A 21026-nucleotide genomic window follows, 5' to 3' on the forward strand; every position below is an offset into this window, starting at 1 on the left:
CATTTTTCTGGCTGAATCGGCAGGGGATAAAAAAAGGCCCGCACGCGGCGGACCTGAGAGAATTACTTCTGTAACAGGGGCTTCAGGAAGCGCGCGGTGTGGGATTTCTCACACTCCGCCACGGTTTCTGGCGTACCCGCCACCAGGATTTCACCGCCGCCGCTGCCGCCTTCCGGACCGAGATCGACAATCCAGTCTGCGGTTTTGACCACATCGAGGTTGTGCTCAATCACCACGATGGTGTTGCCCTGATCGCGCAGCTTATGCAGCACTTCCAGCAGTTGCTGGATATCGGCAAAGTGCAGGCCGGTGGTCGGCTCATCCAGAATGTAGAGCGTCTGACCGGTGCCACGCTTCGACAGCTCACGCGCCAGCTTCACACGCTGGGCTTCACCGCCGGAAAGGGTGGTGGCGGACTGACCGAGGCGGATGTAGGTGAGACCCACATCGATCAGCGTCTGCAGCTTACGCGCCAGCGCTGGCACGGCATCGAAGAACTCACGCGCCTCTTCGATCGTCATCTCCAGTACTTCGTGAATGCTCTTGCCTTTGTACTTCACTTCCAGCGTTTCACGGTTATAGCGTTTGCCTTTACACTGGTCGCACGGCACATAAATGTCCGGCAGGAAGTGCATCTCGACTTTCAGCACGCCATCGCCCTGACAGGCTTCACAGCGTCCGCCCCGTACGTTGAAACTGAAGCGACCCGGATTGTAGCCGCGCGAACGCGCTTCCGGCACGCCCGCAAAGAGTTCACGCACCGGGGTGAAGATACCGGTGTAGGTGGCCGGGTTGGAGCGCGGTGTACGACCAATCGGGCTCTGGTCGATGTCGATCACTTTGTCGAAGTGCTCCAGGCCTGACACGTCACGGTAAGGTGCCGGTTCGGCGATGGTCGCGCCGTTCAGCGCCCGCTGAGCAATCGGGAACAGCGTATCGTTGATCAGGGTCGATTTACCCGAACCGGACACACCGGTAATACAGGTGAACAGTCCGACCGGCAGCGTCAGCGTGACATCCTTAAGGTTGTTGCCGCGTGCGCCGGTAATCTTCAGCACTTTGGCCGGATCGCCTTTGACGCGCTCTTCTGGCACCACAATGCCACGCTTGCCGCTCAGGTACTGACCGGTCAGCGACTCTTCCTGCGCCATAATCTGATCAACGGTGCCTTCTGCGACGACCTGACCGCCGTGTACGCCTGCACCCGGGCCGATGTCGATCACATGGTCTGCGGCACGAATCGCATCTTCATCGTGTTCAACCACAATCACGGTATTACCGAGGTCGCGCAGATGAATCAGGGTGCCGAGCAGCCGTTCGTTATCACGCTGATGCAGGCCGATTGAAGGCTCATCCAGCACATACATCACGCCGACCAGACCGGCACCGATCTGGCTGGCCAGGCGGATACGCTGTGCTTCACCCCCGGACAGCGTTTCCGCAGAGCGTGACATCGACAGATAGTTCAGGCCGACATTGACCAGGAAGCTCAGGCGATCGCCAATCTCTTTCAAAATTTTCTCAGCGATCTGCGCACGCTGGCCGCTGAGTTTCATGTTTTCAAAGAAGGACATCGCATGACCGATGCTCATCTCAGAGATGGTCGGCAGCGAGGTGTTCTCCACGAAGACGTGGCGCGCTTCACGACGCAGACGGGTGCCTTCACAGCTGGCACAGGCGCGATTGCTGATAAACTTCGCCAGCTCTTCGCGAACCGCAGAGGATTCCGTCTCTTTATAGCGGCGCTCCATGTTATTGAGCACGCCTTCGAACGGATGACGACGCACCGAGGTATCGCCGCGATCGTTGATGTACTTAAATTCGATGCTCTCTTTGCCTGACCCATACAGAATCACTTTCTGCACGTTGTCTGGCAGGCTGCCGAATGACGCTTCGATATCAAAATCGAGGTGTTCCGCGAGCGAACGCAGCATCTGGAAATAGTAAAAGTTACGGCGATCCCAGCCGCGAATGGCGCCGCCCGCCAGTGAAAGCTCGGGATTCTGCACGACACGGTCAGGATCAAAATATTGCTGTACGCCCAGGCCGTCACAGGTTGGACAGGCGCCCGCCGGGTTGTTAAACGAGAACAGGCGCGGTTCCAGCTCGCTCATGCTGTAACCACAAATCGGACAGGCGAAGTTAGCCGAGAAGAGCAGCTCTTCTGCGTCGCTGTCATCCATGTCCGCCACGATAGCCGTGCCGCCGGAAAGCTCCAGCGTGGTTTCAAACGACTCCGCCAGACGGGTTGCCAGATCTTCACGCACTTTGAAGCGGTCAATGACCACCTCAATGGTGTGCTTCTTCTGCAGCTCAAGCTTCGGCGGATCGGAGAGGTCACACACTTCGCCATCAATACGCGCCCGGATGTAGCCCTGCGTCGCCAGATTCTCCAGCGTTTTGGCATGCTCACCCTTACGATCTTTCACTACCGGGGCCAGCAGCATCAGGCGACGACCTTCCGGTTGCGAGAGCACCTGATCCACCATCTGACTCACGGTCTGCGCCGCCAGCGGCACATCATGATCCGGGCAGCGCGGTTCGCCTACGCGGGCAAACAGCAAACGCAGATAATCGTGAATCTCAGTGATGGTTCCCACGGTCGAACGTGGGTTATGCGAGGTGGATTTCTGCTCAATGGAAATGGCGGGCGACAAACCTTCGATATGATCGACGTCCGGCTTCTCCATTAACGAAAGAAACTGGCGCGCATACGCAGAGAGCGACTCCACATAGCGGCGCTGACCTTCCGCATACAGCGTATCAAACGCCAGTGAGGATTTACCGGACCCTGACAGGCCGGTTACCACAATGAGTTTGTCGCGTGGGATGGTCAGGTTGATGTTTTTCAAATTATGGGTGCGGGCACCACGAACTTCGATCTTATCCATTCACCTTTCCCGGATTAGCTGCACTCACCGTGCCTTGCCGACACGGCCAGAATAAACGTGTCATTATGGCACAAAAAATAGACTGAATATATATCCAGTACTCTCGACCATAAAAGCGAAGAGGGATTAAAACTGGAACCCCGCTCGAAAGTGGGAAACAGTCCGCAGGACGTGTTAGAATTGATAGATTAGACTGTATGCATTAACTCATCGGGAGACAGCAACATGGCCAGTCGTGGCGTTAACAAAGTGATTCTTGTCGGGAATCTGGGTCAGGATCCGGAAGTACGTTACATGCCAAATGGTGGCGCGGTTGCCAACATTACGCTGGCTACGTCGGAAAGCTGGCGCGACAAGCAGACCGGTGAAAACAAAGAGATCACTGAATGGCACCGTGTGGTGCTGTTTGGCAAACTGGCTGAAGTCGCAGGCGAATACCTGAAAAAAGGGTCGCAGGTCTACATCGAAGGTCAGCTGCGTACCCGTAAATGGCAGGATCAGGGCGGCCAGGAACGTTACACCACCGAAGTCGTGGTCAACGTTGGTGGCACCATGCAGATGCTGGGTGGCCGTCAGCAGGGCGGCAACGCGGGTGCACCAGCAGGTGGCGGCGCGCAGGGTGGTGGCAACAACAATGGCTGGGGTCAGCCGCAGCAGCCACAGGGCAACAACCAGTTCAGTGGCGGCGCGCAGTCCCGTCCGCAGCAGCAGCCACAGAGCGCACCGGCCAGCAACAACAACGAACCTCCAATGGATTTCGACGACGATATTCCGTTCTGATTACGCTGGACAGAGAGTGCAAAAAAGCCCGCTTATGCGGGCTTTTTTACGCGCGTCTTTCGCGGGCGGTTACGACCATTCCGCCACAATCTGATCTGTGCTCAATACGCGCGGCACGTGGCCGGGAATCGACAATGAGGACCAGACCTCATTGTGCTGATTTATCAACGCTTCAGCGCTGACCCAGCGACGATCGGCGGTAGTATGCGCATCAGCAGCCACGGTAATGGCATAGCCCGCACTGGCACCCACTTTTATGGTGGTATCCAGACAGTAGTCAGTGGCACAACCGCACGCCACAAACTCTTCCACCGCCAGCTTCTTTAACAGTGCGGCCAGCTCAGTCTGCCAGAAGCTGTCGCAGGCGGTTTTTGTCACGTAATGTGCGCCAGCAGGCTGAACCAGTTCCGGCAGCAGATTAAAAGCCTCATTCCCCTCGCACATCGCGCCTTCGCGGTGCTGGATAAAAATGGTGATATCGGCGCGTTCAGTCAGCCGGTTAATCTGCGCCACCCGTCCCGCCTGGTCGAAGCGCGGCGAGCTGAAGACCCCATTCTGCATATCGATAACCACTGCCACACGCTGTGCCATGCTTAACCTCATCCGTCTGAAAAAAACAGTGTTACCTGTAGCATTGCGGATAGCAATTTTTTGCATTTCAGACCCGGTCACAGGCATGCTTAGCAGACTGGTTAAACAAGGAGAGAAAAGTGGACGGTGTTCCGGCAAGTTTCCCCTGTGAGAAAGATCGCGCCCGGTTCCGGCAACTCGCAGAGCTGCCCGGTGTGGAACTCTATCAGGCCCACATCTCCCGCTACGCCTTTGAACCCCATACCCACGAAGCCTTTGGAATCGGCACCATAGAAGCGGGCGCACAGCGCTTTCGCTATCGCGGCACCGAATATACTGCGCCGGAGAACTCACTGGTCATGATGAATCCGGATGAGCTGCACACGGGTGAGTCAGCGTGCGAAGAGGGCTGGCGCTATCAGATGATCTACATTCAGCCGCAGTTGATGGATGAACTGACCGGTGACCGCGGCTGGTGGTTTAACGAGGCGCTGCTGACCGATCCGCGCGTGGCGCAGCCGCTCTCCCGCCTGCTTACCGCACTCTGGCAGGCAGAGTCTGAACTGGCACGCCAGAGTATGATTGCTGAGGTGCTACTGCAAATCCGTCCGCTGGCGCGTATGTCCTCACAGGGCAGACCCGATGCCCGGCATCGTTTTGATCAGGTCAGAGATTTTTTGCGCGCAAACCTCGCAGAACCGGTGCGGCTGGAGGAGCTGGCGGCGCTGGCTTCACTGTCGCCGTGGCACTTCTTACGCGCCTTTCGCCAGCACTATCACGTTACGCCGCATCAGATGCTGATGGCTTTCCGGCTCTATGACGCCAAGCAAAGGCTGGCGCAGGGTGAAGCGGCCGCCAGCGTCGCAGCGGCGGTTGGGTTAACCGATCAGGCTCATCTCACCCGCGCCTTTGCTCACCGTTATGGCATTACGCCGGGCCGCTATCAAAAGCAGGTTCGCCAGCCCTGATACCACCGCAATCTGCTACAAGCATTTCCCGCCCGAAACCGCCACACTCTGCCAAAAGTCTGTATAAGGAAGAAATCATGTTTGCGGGAATTATGTTTGCCGTCACCGCCGGGCTGATGTGGGGGCTAATCTTTGTCGGGCCGCTGCTGGTGCCGGACTATCCTGGCGCGCTGCAATCAGCGGGACGTTATGTGGCGTTTGGGCTGATTGCGCTGCCGCTGGCCTGGCACAGCCGTCGTCGTCTGCGTCAGCTGTCACGCGCTGACTGGCTTGAGGCCGTAAAGCTCTCGCTGGTGGGAAACCTCTTCTACTATGCGTTTCTGGCGAACGCTATTCAGCGTACCGGCGGGCCGGTCTCAACCATGATTATCGGCACGCTGCCGGTGGTGATCGCCGTCACGGCTAATCTCTGTTATGGCCATCTTGAAGGACGGCTGCCGTGGCGGCGGTTGTTCCCGGCACTGGTCATGATGGCGGCTGGCTTGCTTTGCGTGAATGCGGCGGAGCTGCAGAGTCAGGGCAGCACGCTGGATCTCAGTCGTTATCTGACCGGTATCGTGCTGGCACTATTGGCGGTAGTCTGCTGGACCTGGTATCCGCTACGTAATGCCCGCTGGCTGCGCACGCATCCCGAACTGCGCCCCTCAACCTGGGCTACCGCGCAGGGGCTGGTGACGCTGCCGATGGCACTGATCCTGTACGCGCTGGTCAGCGTTCAGCTCGCCTGGCAGCAGCCCGATTTTTCGCTGCCGTTCGGGCCGCGTCCCACGGTATTCATCGCATTGATGCTGACGATTGGCCTGCTCTGTTCCTGGCTTGGTACCTTATGCTGGAATGCTGCCAGCCAGCGTCTGCCCACCGTACTGATGGGGCCGCTGATCGTTTTCGAGATACTCTTTGGCCTGTTATGGACTTTTCTCTGGTATCAACGCTGGCCGCCGCAGCTCACTCTGATGGGCATTGTTTGTCTGATGGCGGGTGTAATCTGGGCAATGCGCATCAAACCACAACCCCGGGTAGTCGCGATTAAAGAGTAAACCGTAAAGCTCACCTGAATGCCTTTAACGCGCGGACAACATGCCGCGCGACTTTTTAAGATTAAACCCTATCCTGATTTGCTCGCTCTCCGGCAGATTTATACCGCGAAATCGATTTCATGGTTCCGCACTGTTGTCCGGTATCCCCCGATAACCTCATTCATCCTCCATTTGTCAGTAAAAAAACGGCCCTTTCTGGCGGCTGAAAGTTGCCTGTTCCAGCTCTGGCAACCTTTCACTGGTCAGATATCGGTCATTAATCAGGAAAAATAGTGCAGCATTATGGACGTTACGCTTTTATCCACTGCTGTTTATTGCGTTATGGACCTGAGAAAAGGGGACTAAAAACCACCGTTAACTTCATTCAGTGATAAATGAGTAAGATAATTCCGCCGCTGCGTTAATAATTAAAGATTAATCTCTGGCATCAATGATGCGCAATGAAGAGAGTCAAAAGATAGACCCATAACGTTAGTGATAAGGAGCAATAAACTATTTAACCCGGATTAATCCTGGAGTAAATTAATGCAATAAACCCATTAGCGGAAATTAAAGCGCAACCGCAAAATTTCAGGCAGGTCCATCATTAACTCAAATGTAAGGTGATTGTTATTTGTGCGATGTTTAAAGCGGCTTAATGATATTGAGACGATTTAGTTCCGACGATTAGCAGTGCTAAACTAAAAAAGGGAAGGCCCAATCCCGCGTAAACGAGATTGGGAGGGGAAGATAAGGCGTGGAATGCGAGACTTTTGCTGTTGTGAATCAATTTTACCGCAAAAAAAGAAGCTTAGCCGTGAAACCATTCATTAGTTATAAATGGAGCGGAAAAGGGTGCCGCAATTGTCCTGTTAAATGATCTTCATCTCTTCTGGTAAGAACAAATCTCAGCGTTAAGTCTAAAAAGCGCGGTAGCATTAGGTTTAGCGATTCTCCGTGCCTGACGGATAGTGGTATACGCTGCGGCTGATATCTAATAAGCGGCAGCTGCGACGGGTGCCAATGTCGAATGTGGTCTGCAGGAAATCCACAGCCTGTCGTTTTTCATTAGTGGTAAAGAAGTGCTTCAGAACGCTCTGCAGCATCTCTTTGTCCGAGTTGAGCGTCTGCAGTTCACGTGTGACATTCTGCAGTTTTTCTTCCAGCTCCTTGATTTTCCTGCCCTCTTCTGAAGACAACCCAGAAAACTTCTTTTTCCAGCTATAGAACGTGGCTTCAGAGATGCCTAACTCTACACAAATCTCTCTGACTTTCACGCCCGATTCAGAAGCTTTAATGGCATTTGTGATTTGATCTTCGCTGTATCGTGACTTTCTCATAAATGCTCTTACCTTTCTTATCGATTAATGGATGAGAATGACTTTAATAATTTCTGGCACTGTAAGATTTTATTAAGGCAGTATTAAAGTGCGCGAATTGAATTGCGAAGCCTAAATTAAGATATTTAGAAGAAATATCATCATGGGATAAATCTTATTTTATTCTTATCCGGGGAGCGCGCCTTCCTGGAAGCGGGTTTTTGTTATAAATTCATCGCATCCAAAATACGAAAAAATTCTACGTAGACTGGATATTTAGCTTCGCCGACTTGATTAATATGCCGGTATAGCTCTTTAAGGTTGTTTTATTTTCAGCCTGAAATCGTTTCCATCTGAAGTGATTCGCGCCATTTATAATAAGAATTATCCTGAATTCACTCTCCGGATCATGATTTACATCTCAATTTTCGGACCAGCCTGGTCTGAAGTCATACATTTTCGCCAGGCCCACTGAGCGCTTATTAATTCGTTACAGGGATGTTGTACCGAAGCGGTTGTAGTTGAGTAATATTAAGGAAGAGTCGATGAAATTGAGCGTAATGTCTAATGCCGCCTGGATGATGTCTGAGAAGATCATCTCCGTTTTTGGCGTCATTTTTGTGACGTCTTACGTGGCTAAATCCTTTGGTCCAACGGTGTTTGGCCAGATGGCGTTTTCTACTTCACTATTTGCCATGGTGCAAACCGTCGCAATCTTTGGCACCGAAACTATTCTGTTTAAGCGCGTCAGTAAAAATGCGTCGAAAGGCCTGCGCCTGATGACCATCGCCCGTACGCTACGCATGGTGCTACTGCTGGTCACGTCGGTGCCAGTCTTAATTTGGGTCTGGTACAACATGCAGGAAAACTTCCTGGCGTTTGCACTGGCCTCATTTGTTGCCTCGGTTTTTGTCACCCAGGACACCTTCAGCGTTTATAACAACGCGCGTCTGGCCTCGCGTCTTAACACCATCGCTAACGCTGTGGGCATGCTGCTGAGTTTCGGCATCAGCTTTACCGTCGCCTGGCTGCGTCTTAATCCGCTCTGGCTGACACTGTCGATTGTTGCCGTGACGCTGGTGCCTTACCTGATCAAGCGTCACAACTTCTATCAGGACCATCAGGATCAGATGCCGCCGCGCGAAAAGCGCACCGCCTATCTGCGCTATCTGATGTATGCCGGTCTGCCGCTGGCGATCTCCAGCATCTTTATCTCGGTGCAGGTCAAAGCGGCGCAGATGTTTCTGGCAGGCACGGCACCTGCGCGAGACCTCGGTCTGTTTGCGGCGGCAAATACCATTTCCGCTTCCTGGATTTTTATCCCGGTTGCGCTGATCACCTCCTGCTTCACTGAAATCTTCAGGGAGCGCGGCGAGGTGGCTATTAAGCTGGCTGCCCGGCTCAATGGCTACGTTATGGCAGTTTCATTGCTGATGCTGCTGGTCATTTCGTTTTACGGCGAGCAGATCATCATCGCGTTGTACGGACCGGAATACACACAGTCAGGAAGTCTCATTACGTTGCTGTCGATAGCGACCAGCTTTTCGGCAATGGGGACCGTAGCGTATCGCTACATGGTCAAAGAGGGAGGATTTAACTACTTGCTGAGGAAAATCATCTGCCTGATGGTCATCAGTCTGCCGCTCTCCTGGTGGTTGATCCAGGGTCACGGCATCATGGGGGCCGCGTGGAGCGTTTTCCTTTCAGAACTTTTGTCCCTGACCGTAATGAATTACTTCTTTAAAAACGGCGTCATTCAAAAGATTCAGGTTTCCTCACTCAACTACAAAACATACAAATGAGGTCAGATATGCTCAAGTTGAAAGAAGAACTCAGAAGAAGTGTGCAGTACTTTATCAAGAAGATGCCCTGGGCTTATCAGGACCGCATCTACTACTTCCATAAGTTCAGAAAGCTGCCCAATCTGCGTCAGCCAAAAGTGTTCAACGAGAAGGTGTTGTACCGTAAGTTTATCTTCGGCGATTACCAGAACTACGGTCGTCTGTCAGATAAGTACTCGGTGCGCGAATTCATTGCTGAAAAAATCGGTAATGAATACCTCATCCCGCTGGTACACGAAACTACTGACCCAACCACGCTGAACAGCCTGCCTTGCTGGAAGGGAACGGTGATCAAGCCGAACCACGCTTCCAACATGGTAGAAATTCTGCTGGAAGAGCCGGACGCGTTGCGCAAGCAGCAGATCATTCATGACTGCTATCGCTGGCTGAAGACCGATTTCGCCAACGAAGCGCGTGAGATTCACTATCGCTACATCAAGCCACGCATCCTGGTTGAGAAGTACATTGGTGATGGCAAAAGCGCGCCGATCGATTACAAGTTCCATATGTTCAACAAGCGTGATGGCCGGTTCGAATATGTGCTGCAGGTGATCTACAACCGCTGTCAGCCGCTACTGTCGATGAATTTCTACGTGAATAACCTCAATGAGGCCTATCACAAGATTCGCGATACCGGTCTGGATGTTTCACCGATTATGCCGTCGCTGGAACATGCGCTCGAATTAAGCAAGAAGCTGGCCAGTGATTTCGACTACGTGCGTGTGGACTGGTATATCCATGACGAGCATATCTACTTTGGCGAACTGACCTTCACCCCAGGTGCAGGGCTGGTTACCGGATTGGATCGTGGTTTAAACCAGATGATGGGAGATATGTGGATTCAGGACCGCCGCGGAACGCAGAGCCCGGGCGTTACAGTGCAGGATGTTAATATCCCTGCCATGTTGAAGAAAATTTAAGTTCACACAGCAATATAAAAAACCCCGCTTAGCGGGGTTTTTTATGCGTAAAAATCAGGGCATCGGCCAGTCAGCAGGCGCCTGGCTCATCGCATCAATAAAGGCGTGCTTCGAGATTTCCACGAAGTTATGCACGTTTTCCATGCTCAGGGTAATGCCCATCAGACCGGTAACAAACCAGCAGGTCATGCCTAAACCAATCCCGCCACACATAAAGGCCATCACGTGACGGCTGTCCTGACGAAGTTTGGTTTTCAGGGTACTGGCGAAAAACATCATGATTGCGCTCAGCAATTCCCAACGCATAACAAGAAAACTGGCGGTTAACGTAGCCATTGGCCGGACCTCAATATCAGTAAGTATTCCTGACAATCTGCGGACATCACCGGCGACAAAAAAGTGTGTCAGGTAAGACTTTTTTGCCGTCAACCCAGGTTTAAAGTGTGACTTGAGTCACATTATATCACCCGATTTTAAATTTTGAACAAAATTTGACTCTTGTATGGTAGTGGCGTGCAGAAAAAGTGAGCAGCAGAAGAAGAACGGCGGGGAAATCAGGCAGATGCGCCCGGAGCGGGCGCAGCAAAGAATTAACGGACAGGGCAGCACTCGCCGGTGGTGCGCTGGGTAAAGCTGCTGATGCCGTCGTGACAGCCAAAACTCAGCAGGCGAGGGCGCTGAATCGCCTGGCGACGCATGGTGTGGCGGTAAGCGGTGGGTGTCTGTGAAAACTGACGACGAAACACCCTGGAGAAGGTCTGTTGCGAGTCATAGCCATATTGCATCGCGATATCAAACACCGGACGCTGTGTCTGCGATAGTGCTTCTGCGGCCAGCGTCAGGCGGCGCTCACGAATATAGCCACCCAGCGTCTGTTTCGTCACGGAACGGAACATACGCTGCAGATGCCATTTCGAATAGCCTGATTTTGCCGCAACCTCATCAATCGACAGGCTCTTATCGAGGTTCTGGTCAATCCAGTCCGTCAGGGAATGAATGATCTCTTCTTGCATCATGGCCTCATCCTTCTGGTGCTTAATAAAGGGTAATGGGAGTTTAGGGGTTTCAATGGAGAAGGAGTATAATTCCTCAAGTTAACTTGAGGTAAAGGGTCTGATGAAAAAAGAACGCAACTATCCAAAACCGGTCTTAACACCCGGTGAAGTGGCGCGCCGCAGCGGTGTGGCGGTCTCGGCGCTGCACTTTTATGAAACCAAAGGCCTCATTTTTAGCACCCGTAACAGCGGTAATCAGCGCCGATACAGCCGCGACGTGCTGCGACGTGTGGCGATCATCAAGATTGCTCAGCGCATTGGCATCCCGCTGGCGACGGTCAGCGACAGTCTCGACCACATTCCGCCCGATAAGCGCATGTCGACGACGGAATGGGATGCGCTGACCCGGCACTGGCGCGAAGAACTGGATAAGCGCATTGAAACCCTGACTCGCCTGCGCAATGACCTGGATGGCTGTATCGGCTGCGGTTGCCTGTCGATGCGCGACTGTCCGCTGCGCAATCCTGGCGACCGGCTGGGTCAGCAGGGCTCGGGTGCAGTGCTGCTTGACCCGGAACAGGATGATAAACATCCGCCTGTGGAGTGACGTCTATACTTGGTGAAGGTCAACACACAGGGAATCATGATGATCACCGTTCACCATCTTGAGAAATCGCGCTCGCATCGGGTGCTGTGGCTGCTGGAAGAGCTGGAAGTGCCGTACCAGATTAAACACTATCAACGCGAACCCACCATGCTGGCCCCGGAGGCGCTGAAAAAAGTGCATCCACTGGGAAAATCGCCGGTCATTACTGATGGAAACCAGGTAGTAGCTGAATCGGGTGCCATTCTCGAATACCTTGAAGAGAAATATGATCGCGAATTCCGGCTGAAAGTGAGTGATGAGGCGTCACGGTTACAGTGCCGCTACTGGCTGCACTATGCTGAAGGCTCACTGATGCCGTTGCTGGTAATGAAGCTGATCTTCGGGCAGATGGGCAAAGCGCCGGTGCCGTGGCTGCTGCGTCCGGTCGGCGCGGCATTTGGCAAAGGGGTGCAGAAGGCGTTCCTGGATAAACAGCTCAAGCCGCACAGGCAGATGATCGAACAGCATCTGGCGTCGCATCCCTGGTTTGCCGGTGAGCGTTTCACCATTGCGGATATCCAGATGAGCTTTCCGCTGCTGGCACTGGCGCGCCGTGCCGGACTGGATCAGATGCCCGCCACTGAGAGATGGTTGCAGACGGTGCAGCAGCGCGCCGCCTGGCAGCGCGCGATTGCGCAGGGTGGCGAGCTTTCGCTGCCAGGTTAATCGTCTCTCCACTGGCGCGTCCTGTACGATCACCGCTGCGCCAGTGCAAATCCTCTCTTTATATGACATTAAGTTTATGGCCTCAGCGTTTCAGGATGGTGTCTGCCAGCCTTTTACGCCCAATCTTTATGCCAAAGAATCTCCCTCCTGGAGTTGAAAACGTGGCGCTAAACGCCGGATAATCGCATGCCTTTTTATCTGGCCGCTTTTGACGGCTAATTATCTGCGGCAAGGTAAACGTTTGCCTGGCGGGTTAATCCCGACAGTGATGCCGTTTACCCGCTTATTCCAGGGACAGCGATGGTCGCAGAACGATCCACACAACAAAAATTTTTGAGGCTCAACTATGTCAACTGAATCACGCCCGGCCAGTGGAAAACTGGACGCCTGGTTCTCGATCTCGGCGCGCGGCAGCAGCGTGCGTCAGGAAATTCTGGCCGGACTCACCACCTTCCTGGCGATGGTTTACTCCGTCATCGTGGTACCGGGAATGCTGGGCAAAGCCGGTTTCTCCCCCTCCGCCGTGTTTGTCGCCACCTGCCTGGTCGCCAGCTTTGGTTCCATCCTTATGGGACTGTGGGCTAATCTGCCGATGGCGATTGGCTGTGCCATCTCCTTAACCGCCTTTACCGCTTTCAGTCTGGTGCTGGGGCAGCATATCAGCGTGCCGGTGGCGCTGGGCGCGGTGTTCCTGATGGGCCTGCTGTTTACGCTGATCTCCGTGACCGGCATCCGTGCCTGGATCCTGCGTAACCTGCCGATGGGCGTGGCACACGGCACCGGCGTCGGGATTGGCCTGTTTCTGCTGCTCATCGCCGCTGATGGCGTGGGTCTGGTGGTGAAAAACCCGGCTCCGGGCCTGCCGGTGGCGCTGGGTCACTTCACCACTTTCCCGGTGATGATGACGCTGCTGGGACTGGCCGCGATTATCGGACTGGAGAAGCGCCGGATACCGGGCGGCATCCTGCTGACCATTATCACTATTTCGCTGCTCGGCCTGATCTTTGACCCGTCGGTGACATATCAGGGACTGTTTGCCCTGCCGAGCCTGCGTGACGCCAGCGGTCAGTCGCTGCTGTTCAGCCTCGACATCATGGGCGCGATGCAGCCTGTGGTGCTGCCCAGCGTGCTGGCACTGGTGATGACGGCAGTCTTTGATGCCACCGGCACCATTCGCGCGGTCGCGGGGCAGGCCAATCTGCTGGATAAAGAGAGCCAGATTATCAATGGCGGTCGTGCGCTGACCAGCGACTCCGTCAGCAGCCTGTTTGCGGGTCTGGTAGGCGCATCTCCGGCGGCGGTCTATATCGAATCGGCGGCCGGCACGGCGGCGGGCGGAAAAACCGGCCTCACCGCGATTGTGGTGGGCCTGCTGTTCCTCGCCATCCTGTTTATGTCGCCGCTGGCTTATCTGGTTCCCGCTTACGCTACCGCACCTGCACTCATGTATGTCGGTCTGCTGATGCTCAGTAACGTGGCGAAAGTCGACTTCGGTGATTTTGTCGATGCGATGTCGGGCCTGCTTACTGCGGTGATTATCGTGCTTACCTGCAACATCGTCACCGGCATCATGATCGGTTTCGCCAGCCTGGTCGTGGGGCGTCTGTTCGCCGGTGAATGGCGTAAGCTCAACGTCGGCACCGTGATCATTGCCATCGCGCTGGTGGCATTTTATGCCGGTGGCTGGGCGATCTGACTGTACAACCGGGCGTGCGGCTGCGCGTCCGGAATTTTTGACTTTTTTCCCGCCCGGCGCACGCGTAGCTGACAATCTTCACCGCCGTTTGTTTTACACTTTAGCGCTTCACCAATGATTGAAAGAAACGACGCCTAAGGAAAGCATGGAAATCTTTTTTACTATTCTCATCATGACGCTGGTCGTGTCGCTCTCTGGCGTCGTGGCCCGCATTCTCCCTTTTCAGATCCCGTTGCCGCTGGTGCAGATCGCCGTAGGTGCGATGCTGGCCTGGCCAACGTTTGGTCTGCATGTCGACTTTGATCCGGAGCTGTTTCTGGTACTGTTCATCCCGCCGCTGCTGTTCGCAGATGGCTGGAAAACGCCGATCAGTGAGTTCCTGCATCATGGTCGCGAGATCATCGGCTTAGCGCTGGCGCTGGTCCTGATTACCGTGATCGGTATCGGCTATCTGATCTACTGGATGGTGCCAGGTATCCCGCTGATTCCGGCTTTTGCGCTGGCGGCAGTGCTGTCGCCGACCGACGCCGTGGCGCTCTCCGGCATTGTGGGTGAAGGCCGCATTCCCAAGAAGATTATGTCGATCGTGCAGGGTGAGGCCCTGATGAACGATGCATCGGGCCTGGTATCACTGAAGTTTGCCGTGGCCGTAGCCATGGGCACTATGGTGTTTACCTGGGGCGGAGCCAGCGTTGAGTTCATGAAAGTCGCCATTGGCGGCCTGATTGCCGGTGTGGCCATCTGCTGGCTGTACGGTAAATCACTGCGCCTGTTCAGCCGCTGGAGCGGGGATGACCCGGCGACCCAGACCGTGCTGCTGCTGCTGCTGCCGTTCGCTTCTTACCTGATCGCTGAACATCTGGGTGTCTCGGGTATCCTGGCGGCTGTCGCGGCCGGTATGACCATCACCCGTTCCGGCATTATTCGTCAGGCACCGCTGGCGATGCGCCTGCGTGCTAACAGCGTCTGGCAGATGCTGGAATTCATCTTCAACGGCATGGTCTTCCTGATGCTGGGACTGCAGCTGCCGGACATTCTGCAGACCTCAATCGACCAGGCGCAGGCCGATACTAACGTCGAGCTGTGGGTGCTGTTCGCCGATATCGGGCTGGTCTATGCCGCGCTGATGCTGGTGCGTTTTGGCTGGCTGTGGATCATGCAGCGTCTGAGCAAACGTCTGTTGAAGAAGAAGCCGCTGGAGTTCGCAAACTACTCGCTGCGTGAGCTGTTGATCGCCACGTTTGCCGGGGTGCGCGGGGCGATTACCCTGGCCGGTGTGCTGTCGATTCCACTGTACCTCACCACGGGTGATCCCTTCCCGGCGCGCTATGAGCTGGTGTTTATCGCCACTGGCGTGATTCTGGTCTCGCTGCTGGTAGGGGTCGTGATCCTGCCGATTCTGCTGCGCGGCATTGATAGCATCGATAAAGGTGCCCATCGCCGTGAGCTGCAGAATGCCCGTGCGGTGATGGCGGGTGCCGCCATTGAGAGTCTGCATAAGATGGAAGATCGGCTGGAGAATGGGTCGGAAGAGAACATCGATCCGGAACTGCTGAAAGAGGTCAGTCTGCGCGTGATTGGCAACTTACGCCGTCGCGCCGAAGGTAAGAATGATCTTGAGCATGCGCTGTACGCTGAGAACCTTGAGCGTCGCTTCCGCCTGACCGGGCTGCGTGCCGAACGCGCAGAGGTCTATCATCTGCGCGCCACCCAGCAGATCTCCAATGAGACGATGCAGACGTTACTGCACGACCTGGATCTGCTGGAAGCACTGCTGATCGAAAAAGAAGAGTAAGCCTCTGACTGGCACGCCTGTGGATTCATGCAGGCGTGCCAGCTTTTCATACCGACAGGCGCGGCGGTTCATCCGGCCAGTGCTCGCGACAACAGGCTATCCACGCCTGCGCACTGCGCGACAGATAACTCCCTTCCCGCCAGATCAATCCCAGACTCCACTTCAGCTCCGACTCCAGCGGCAGCCACAACAATGACTGCTTATCCAGCCGCTGACAGATCGGCTCCGGCAGAATCGCCAGTCCCATTTCCGCCTGCACCATCGCCGCCAGAAAATCCCACTGACCGCTGCGCACCGCCACCGTTGGCGTCAGGCTGAGCCGCTGAAAAGCCTGCATCAACTGACGATTGAGCGAGAACTCCTCATTGAAAATCAGCAGCGGATGCGCTGCAAGCTCTGCCAGTCCTATCTGCTGGCGGCTGAGCCACTCCGGGCGGCGCGGCAGCAGCACGCAAAGCGGATGATGCATCAGGGGCAGGGTGTTCAGCGGCAGCTCAGGGTCAACCGGCAACGCAGTCAGGGCGATATCCAGACTGCCCGCCAGCACTGCCTGCTGTACGGTAAGTCCGCCGAATTCAGAGATTTTCAGCTTCACGCCAGGATAGCGACGGCGAAAGGCGGAAATCGATCCCGCTATCTGCATACCTACCATCGGCGGAATACCGAGCCGCAGCTCACCGGTTTTGAGCTGGTTAATATCACCAATCTCCGCCTCCAGCTGATGAAACTCCTGCAGGATCGCCAGACCGCGCTGATAAACCGCCTGGCCGCTGTCGGTAAGATGCAGACGACGGCCATCCCGCAGGATCAGCGTGCAGCCCAGTTCCTCCTCCAGCTGGCGCAGCATTTTGCTGATGGTCGGCTGTGTCACAAACAGCTTTTGCGCCGCCCGGGTAAAGCTCTGCTGGCGGACCACTTCAGTAAAGTAACGCAGGGCGCGGACATCCATAACTATTCCTTTAAGGCATGATTGCGATAATTTTAATTCATTTTTTTCACCTTATGCGGGCGATTTATACTGATGACACCAATTCAATCGGGGAGACAAGGTGATGGCATCAGCACTCACTTTACGCAGCAACCGCGCAGTGCAGTGGCTCAGCCTGCCGCTGCAGCTGGGTTTCTATATCGGCCTGTTTGTCGCCTGTGACCGGCTGGTGAGCTGGCTGCATCTGCCGCTGCCCGCCAATATCGTCGGGATGCTATTGCTGCTGGCGTTAATCGTGACGCGGGTTGTGCCGCTGAACTGGGTAAAAGCCGGATCGCGCTGGCTGCTGGCCGAGATGCTGCTGTTCTTTATCCCGGCGGTGGTGGCGGTGGTGAATTATGGCGATCTGCTGCGGGTCGATGGCTGGCGCATCTGTGTAGTGATTGCCGCCAGTACACTGCTGGTGCTGGCCTCCACCGCCTGGGTGGTGGACCGGCTCTATCAGTATGAAGTCGCGCGCGCCGCGCGTAAGCAGGCTCCTCATGCGTGATTTTCTGCTCAGTCTGCTATGTGTGGCGGTTACGCTGCTGGTGTATGCGCTGAATAAACGGCTTTACCGCCGCTGGCGGACGCTGCTGTTAATGCCGCTGGTGATGACGCCGCTGGTGCTGGTGGCGCTGCTGCTGCTGACCCACATCAGCTGGCAGGATTACATTGCAGAAAACCACTGGCTGCTCTGGCTGCTGGGCCCGGCGACCCTGGCGTTTGCGGTGCCGGTTTATGAGAACGTAGCAATTATAAAGCGCCACTGGCTGTCGCTGAGCGCTGGCGTACTCACCGCTACGCTGGTCGCCGTCTGCAGTTCCGTCTGGCTGGCGCGGCTGTTAACTCTGCCGGAGTCGATCCAGCGCAGCCTGGCGGTGCGCTCCATTACTACGCCATTCGCGCTGGCCGCCGCCGGGCCGATTGGCGGTCAGCCCGATCTGGTGGCGCTGTTTGTAGTCCTCACCGGCGTGTTTGGCATGGCGGTGGGTGACGTGCTGTTTCTGCGCATCGCAATTAAGCAGGGGATGGCGAAAGGGGCCGGGTTTGGGGCTGCGTCGCACGGTGCCGGCACGGCTCGCGCTTATCAGCTTGGGCAGCAGGAGGGCGTCGTCGCCAGCCTGGTCATGATGCTCTCGGGGGTAGTGACCGTGATACTGGCCCCGGTGATTGGACACCTGATGTGGACAATATAGTCTACACTGCGTTGCGCAGGGACAGCTGCAATTCTGAACGCGACACGTATTTTTACGTAAAGTTTCCCGGATTTTGTTGTCTCCCCGTTTCAGGCTGTTAACCTTGCGGCCGAATTAATTGTCCTTCACGGAGTGGAATCATGTTTAAGCAACTTGCTACCGGGAGCGCCCTCGGGCTGGTTTTACTGAGCGGTGCCGCTCAGGCGATTGAAGGGAGTGTTGATGTCAGCGAACACAACACCAACCTGAATCTGGGTCTGGGCACCACTACCCCCGGTCTGTTTCTGAAAGGTAACTGGCTGCGTAGTGACCATGACGGCAGCACCTACGGTGCCGGTCTGGGCTACAACGTTGACTTCGGGCCGCTGCGTCTGGCGCCGACCGCAAAAGCGATCTTCACCCATCCTGAAGATGGAAAAGATGGGTTTGCGGTGGCGGTGGGTGGTGCAGCGCACTACAGCCTGAACAGCATGTGGGGCCTGTATGGCGAATATTATTATGCGCCAGAGTCGTTCACCGATCAGCTCGACAGCTATCAGGAAGCCGCTGGCGGCCTGAGCTTCACGCCGGTCTCACTGCTTAACCTGCGTGTGGGTTATCAGTACATCGAACTGAACAACAAAGATGGACGCAAAGATAACGTGCTGGTCGATGGCCCGTATGTGGGTGCAACACTGCGCTTCTGATTCTTCTGCGTGAAAGGAAAGGGCGACTACCCCGGTAGCCGCCCTTTTTTATTGTCCGATCGCTATGAATGAATAATGGCGATCAGTGCGCTTTACCCTGTTCAATACCGGTGCCGGTCTGCGAGCGAATAAACTGCGCGCGGAAGCGCGAACGCTCCTCTGCGCCCTGCTGCGAATGGTCGGTAATGGAGAAGAGCCAGATACCGACAAAGGCCGCCACCATCGAGAACAGCGCCGGATACTCATACGGGAAAATCGGCGTGGCATTGCCCAGCACCTGTACCCACACGGTGGGGCCGAGGATCATCAGGATAACCGCGGTCAGCAGACCGAGCCAGCCGCCCACCATCGCGCCACGCGTAGTGAGTTTTGACCAGTACATCGACAGCAGGATGATCGGGAAGTTACAGCTGGCCGCGATCGAGAAGGCCAGCCCGACCATAAAGGCGATGTTCTGCTTCTCAAACAGAATACCCAGCGCAATCGCCACCACGCCCAGCGCCAGCACGGTAATTTTGGAGACCCGCAGCTCATCTTTTTCACTCGCCTGACCTTTACGATAGACGCTGGCATAAAGGTCGTGCGAGACCGCCGACGCACCCGCCAGGGTTAAGCCTGCGACCACCGCCAGAATCGTGGCGAAGGCAACCGCAGAGATAAAGCCCAGGAAGGTGCTGCCGCCGACCGCGTTAGCCAGATGCACTGCCGCCATATTGGTGCCACCAATCAGCGCGCCGCTGGCATCTTTGAAGGCCGGGTTCGCGCCCACCAGCAGAATCGCTCCGAAGCCGATAATAAAGGTCAGGAAGTAGAAGTAGCCCATAAAGCCGGTAGCCCAGAAGACGCTTTTGCGCGCCTCTTTAGCATCCGCGACGGTGAAGAAGCGCATCAGAATATGCGGTAAACCTGCCGTACCAAACATCAACCCCAGCCCCAGCGACAGCGCCGAGATAGGATCGTTGACCAGCCCGCCAGGCTGCATGATCGCGATGCCTTTGGGATGGACCGCCATCGCTTCGGTGAACAGCGTGTTAAAGCTGAAGTTGGCCGCCTTCATCACCATTATGGCCATAAAGGAGGCACCAAACAGTAGCAGGACTGCTTTGATGATCTGTACCCAGGTGGTGGCCAGCATGCCGCCAAACAGCACATACATCACCATCAGAATGCCGACCAGAATCACCGCGACATGGTAGTTCAGGCCGAACAGCAGCTGGATGAGTTTACCGGCACCCACCATCTGAGCGATCAGGTAGAGCGCCACCACCACCAGCGAACCGCAGGCTGACAGGGTGCGGATCGGCATCTGCTTCAGACGATAGGAGGCGACATCGGCAAAGGTATAGCGACCCAGGTTGCGCAGCCGCTCGGCGATTAAAAACAGAATCATTGGCCAGCCAACCAGGAAGCCGAGCGAGTAGATCAACCCGTCATAGCCGGAGGTGTATACCAGCGCCGAAATGCCCAGGAACGAGGCCGCTGACATGAAGTCACCCGCCATCGCCAGGCCATTCTGGAAGCCGGTGATATTGCCGCCTGCGGTGTAGTAGTCGTTACGCGAACGGGTTCGCTTTGACGCCCAGTAAGTAATTCCCAGCGTGGCACCGACGAAAATCGTAAACATGATAATCGCCTGATAGTTGGTCGCCTGGCGCTGCACCGCACCGGTGATCGCATCGGCGGCCAGCGCTGAAAACGGCAACATCAAGGCCAGCAGCCATAAGGTGAGACGGGTCATGATTTCACCTCGCTGAGGATCGCGTTGGTTAAACGGTCAAACTCACCGTTGGCGCGCCAGACATAGACACCGGTCAGCACAAACGACATCACAATCAGCCCGACACCAATCGGGATGCCGCGCGTGACGTTGGTGCCGGCATGCAGCGGCGTGCCGAGCCAGCCGGGGGCAAACGCAATCAGCAGGATAAAGCCAACATAGAGCACCAGCATGATCAGCGACAGCAGCGTCGCGAACGCCTGGCGCTTACGGACTAACTCATGAAAACGGGGATTACGTTCAATCTGCTGATTGATTGCATCCTGATTCGAAAGGGCATCATTCATCACATTT

20 protein-coding genes are annotated in these 21026 nt (G+C 55.5%); 12 read left to right on the forward strand and 8 right to left on the reverse strand.

The features are described 5' to 3' along the window. Window positions 1–62 precede the first annotated feature (62 nt). Window positions 63–2891 carry an excinuclease ABC subunit UvrA gene (uvrA, locus tag QSK07_RS05070; protein ID WP_285721021.1) on the reverse strand — a complete coding sequence of 943 codons (2829 nt, stop codon included), beginning with the start codon at window positions 2889–2891 and terminating at the stop codon, window positions 63–65. A 225-nt stretch (window positions 2892–3116) separates the two neighbouring features. Between uvrA and ssb1 the strand changes: the two genes are divergently transcribed. Further along, window positions 3117–3671, forward strand: coding sequence for a single-stranded DNA-binding protein SSB1 (gene ssb1, locus QSK07_RS05075; RefSeq protein WP_285721022.1), 555 nt, complete (start codon window positions 3117–3119; stop codon window positions 3669–3671). A 69-nt stretch (window positions 3672–3740) separates the two neighbouring features. On the opposite strand, the gene QSK07_RS05080 is transcribed toward ssb1, so the two are convergent. Next, window positions 3741–4262: an isochorismatase family protein gene (locus tag QSK07_RS05080; protein WP_098051782.1), complete on the reverse strand. Its 522-nt coding sequence runs from the start codon at window positions 4260–4262 to the stop codon at window positions 3741–3743. Between the two features lie 119 nt (window positions 4263–4381). Here QSK07_RS05080 and QSK07_RS05085 point away from each other — a divergent pair, with 119 nt between their 5' ends. Both QSK07_RS05085 and QSK07_RS05090 read left to right on the forward strand, forming a co-directional pair. Continuing rightward, window positions 4382–5209, forward strand: coding sequence for an AraC family transcriptional regulator (locus tag QSK07_RS05085; RefSeq protein WP_098051781.1), 828 nt, complete (start codon window positions 4382–4384; stop codon window positions 5207–5209). Window positions 5210–5286: 77 nt separating this feature from the next. Continuing rightward, entirely contained in the window at window positions 5287–6246 is a 960-nt protein-coding gene (locus tag QSK07_RS05090; RefSeq protein ID WP_098051780.1) for a DMT family transporter, read from the forward strand. A gap of 923 nt (window positions 6247–7169) precedes the next feature. Here QSK07_RS05090 and QSK07_RS05095 read toward each other — a convergent pair. Continuing rightward, on the reverse strand, window positions 7170–7565 hold the full coding sequence (locus tag QSK07_RS05095; RefSeq protein WP_098051779.1) for a transposase: 396 nt from the start codon (window positions 7563–7565) through the stop codon (window positions 7170–7172). A gap of 524 nt (window positions 7566–8089) precedes the next feature. Here QSK07_RS05095 and QSK07_RS05100 point away from each other — a divergent pair. Both QSK07_RS05100 and QSK07_RS05105 read left to right on the forward strand, forming a co-directional pair. Continuing rightward, entirely contained in the window at window positions 8090–9346 is a 1257-nt protein-coding gene (locus QSK07_RS05100; protein ID WP_098051778.1) for an oligosaccharide flippase family protein, read from the forward strand. A gap of 8 nt (window positions 9347–9354) precedes the next feature. Beyond that, window positions 9355–10305: an ATP-grasp fold amidoligase family protein gene (locus tag QSK07_RS05105; protein ID WP_061061363.1), complete on the forward strand. Its 951-nt coding sequence runs from the start codon at window positions 9355–9357 to the stop codon at window positions 10303–10305. A gap of 54 nt (window positions 10306–10359) precedes the next feature. Here the strand turns inward: QSK07_RS05105 and QSK07_RS05110 are convergent, their stop codons facing one another. Beyond that, a complete protein-coding gene (locus QSK07_RS05110; RefSeq protein WP_013359796.1) occupies window positions 10360–10641 on the reverse strand; it encodes a YjcB family protein in 282 nt (93 codons plus the stop codon). 254 nt (window positions 10642–10895) lie between these two features. Continuing rightward, complete coding sequence (soxS, locus tag QSK07_RS05115) at window positions 10896–11321, reverse strand: superoxide response transcriptional regulator SoxS (RefSeq protein WP_098051777.1); 426 nt, start codon at window positions 11319–11321, stop codon at window positions 10896–10898. A gap of 100 nt (window positions 11322–11421) precedes the next feature. On the opposite strand from soxS, the gene soxR reads away from it, so the two are divergent. The 4 genes from soxR (at window position 11422) to QSK07_RS05135 (ending at window position 16103) form a co-directional block, all read left to right on the forward strand. Beyond that, on the forward strand, window positions 11422–11907 hold the full coding sequence (gene soxR / locus QSK07_RS05120; protein ID WP_013359798.1) for a redox-sensitive transcriptional activator SoxR: 486 nt from the start codon (window positions 11422–11424) through the stop codon (window positions 11905–11907). Window positions 11908–11946: 39 nt separating this feature from the next. Continuing rightward, window positions 11947–12612: a glutathione S-transferase family protein gene (locus QSK07_RS05125; protein WP_098051775.1), complete on the forward strand. Its 666-nt coding sequence runs from the start codon at window positions 11947–11949 to the stop codon at window positions 12610–12612. A 346-nt stretch (window positions 12613–12958) separates the two neighbouring features. Further along, complete coding sequence (locus tag QSK07_RS05130; protein ID WP_285721023.1) at window positions 12959–14308, forward strand: NCS2 family permease; 1350 nt, start codon at window positions 12959–12961, stop codon at window positions 14306–14308. Window positions 14309–14453: 145 nt separating this feature from the next. After that, window positions 14454–16103 carry a Na+/H+ antiporter gene (locus tag QSK07_RS05135; protein WP_285721024.1) on the forward strand — a complete coding sequence of 550 codons (1650 nt, stop codon included), beginning with the start codon at window positions 14454–14456 and terminating at the stop codon, window positions 16101–16103. A 46-nt stretch (window positions 16104–16149) separates the two neighbouring features. Here QSK07_RS05135 and QSK07_RS05140 read toward each other — a convergent pair whose 3' ends face one another. After that, entirely contained in the window at window positions 16150–17052 is a 903-nt protein-coding gene (locus tag QSK07_RS05140; RefSeq protein WP_098051772.1) for a LysR family transcriptional regulator, read from the reverse strand. A 103-nt stretch (window positions 17053–17155) separates the two neighbouring features. Here QSK07_RS05140 and QSK07_RS05145 point away from each other — a divergent pair, with 103 nt between their 5' ends. The 3 genes from QSK07_RS05145 to QSK07_RS05155 all read left to right on the forward strand — a co-directional run bounded on the left by QSK07_RS05145 (window position 17156) and on the right by QSK07_RS05155 (window position 18955). Next, on the forward strand, window positions 17156–17581 hold the full coding sequence (locus QSK07_RS05145; RefSeq protein WP_285721025.1) for a CidA/LrgA family protein: 426 nt from the start codon (window positions 17156–17158) through the stop codon (window positions 17579–17581). Beyond that, complete coding sequence (locus tag QSK07_RS05150) at window positions 17574–18269, forward strand: LrgB family protein (RefSeq protein WP_285721026.1); 696 nt, start codon at window positions 17574–17576, stop codon at window positions 18267–18269. The genes QSK07_RS05145 and QSK07_RS05150 overlap by 8 nt, the downstream gene beginning before the upstream one ends. Before the next feature lie 140 nt (window positions 18270–18409). Next, the gene (locus QSK07_RS05155; protein WP_285721027.1) at window positions 18410–18955 is read left to right on the forward strand and encodes a YfaZ family outer membrane protein; all 546 of its coding nucleotides are present in this window, start codon (window positions 18410–18412) and stop codon (window positions 18953–18955) included. 82 nt (window positions 18956–19037) lie between these two features. Here the strand turns inward: QSK07_RS05155 and QSK07_RS05160 are convergent, their stop codons facing one another. Together QSK07_RS05160 and QSK07_RS05165 are read right to left on the reverse strand one after the other, a co-directional pair. Continuing rightward, complete coding sequence (locus tag QSK07_RS05160) at window positions 19038–20693, reverse strand: cation acetate symporter (protein WP_275220241.1); 1656 nt, start codon at window positions 20691–20693, stop codon at window positions 19038–19040. Further along, window positions 20690–21019, reverse strand: coding sequence for a DUF485 domain-containing protein (locus QSK07_RS05165; protein ID WP_098051768.1), 330 nt, complete (start codon window positions 21017–21019; stop codon window positions 20690–20692). The genes QSK07_RS05160 and QSK07_RS05165 overlap by 4 nt, the downstream gene beginning before the upstream one ends. Between the last annotated feature and the right edge of the window lie 7 nt (window positions 21020–21026).

Origin of the sequence: Pantoea sp. QMID4, assembly GCF_030270445.1 — a bacterium.
Lineage (GTDB): Bacteria > Pseudomonadota > Gammaproteobacteria > Enterobacterales > Enterobacteriaceae > Pantoea > Pantoea vagans.

Bases quoted from the DNA above. Each gene is read 5' to 3' on its own strand.
- uvrA (WP_285721021.1), bottom strand. From the start codon at position 2,891: ATGGATAAGATCGAAGTTCGTGGTGCCCGCACCCATAATTTGAAAAAC.
- ssb1 (WP_285721022.1), top strand. From the start codon at position 3,117: ATGGCCAGTCGTGGCGTTAACAAAGTGATTCTTGTCGGGAATCTGGGT.
- QSK07_RS05080 (WP_098051782.1), bottom strand. From the start codon at position 4,262: ATGGCACAGCGTGTGGCAGTGGTTATCGATATGCAGAATGGGGTCTTC.
- QSK07_RS05090 (WP_098051780.1), top strand. From the start codon at position 5,287: ATGTTTGCGGGAATTATGTTTGCCGTCACCGCCGGGCTGATGTGGGGG.
- QSK07_RS05095 (WP_098051779.1), bottom strand. From the start codon at position 7,565: ATGAGAAAGTCACGATACAGCGAAGATCAAATCACAAATGCCATTAAA.
- QSK07_RS05100 (WP_098051778.1), top strand. From the start codon at position 8,090: ATGAAATTGAGCGTAATGTCTAATGCCGCCTGGATGATGTCTGAGAAG.
- QSK07_RS05105 (WP_061061363.1), top strand. From the start codon at position 9,355: ATGCTCAAGTTGAAAGAAGAACTCAGAAGAAGTGTGCAGTACTTTATC.
- QSK07_RS05110 (WP_013359796.1), bottom strand. From the start codon at position 10,641: ATGGCTACGTTAACCGCCAGTTTTCTTGTTATGCGTTGGGAATTGCTG.
- soxS (WP_098051777.1), bottom strand. From the start codon at position 11,321: ATGATGCAAGAAGAGATCATTCATTCCCTGACGGACTGGATTGACCAG.
- soxR (WP_013359798.1), top strand. From the start codon at position 11,422: ATGAAAAAAGAACGCAACTATCCAAAACCGGTCTTAACACCCGGTGAA.
- QSK07_RS05125 (WP_098051775.1), top strand. From the start codon at position 11,947: ATGATCACCGTTCACCATCTTGAGAAATCGCGCTCGCATCGGGTGCTG.
- QSK07_RS05130 (WP_285721023.1), top strand. From the start codon at position 12,959: ATGTCAACTGAATCACGCCCGGCCAGTGGAAAACTGGACGCCTGGTTC.
- QSK07_RS05135 (WP_285721024.1), top strand. From the start codon at position 14,454: ATGGAAATCTTTTTTACTATTCTCATCATGACGCTGGTCGTGTCGCTC.
- QSK07_RS05140 (WP_098051772.1), bottom strand. From the start codon at position 17,052: ATGGATGTCCGCGCCCTGCGTTACTTTACTGAAGTGGTCCGCCAGCAG.
- QSK07_RS05145 (WP_285721025.1), top strand. From the start codon at position 17,156: ATGGCATCAGCACTCACTTTACGCAGCAACCGCGCAGTGCAGTGGCTC.
- QSK07_RS05150 (WP_285721026.1), top strand. From the start codon at position 17,574: ATGCGTGATTTTCTGCTCAGTCTGCTATGTGTGGCGGTTACGCTGCTG.
- QSK07_RS05155 (WP_285721027.1), top strand. From the start codon at position 18,410: ATGTTTAAGCAACTTGCTACCGGGAGCGCCCTCGGGCTGGTTTTACTG.
- QSK07_RS05160 (WP_275220241.1), bottom strand. From the start codon at position 20,693: ATGACCCGTCTCACCTTATGGCTGCTGGCCTTGATGTTGCCGTTTTCA.
- QSK07_RS05165 (WP_098051768.1), bottom strand. From the start codon at position 21,019: ATGAATGATGCCCTTTCGAATCAGGATGCAATCAATCAGCAGATTGAA.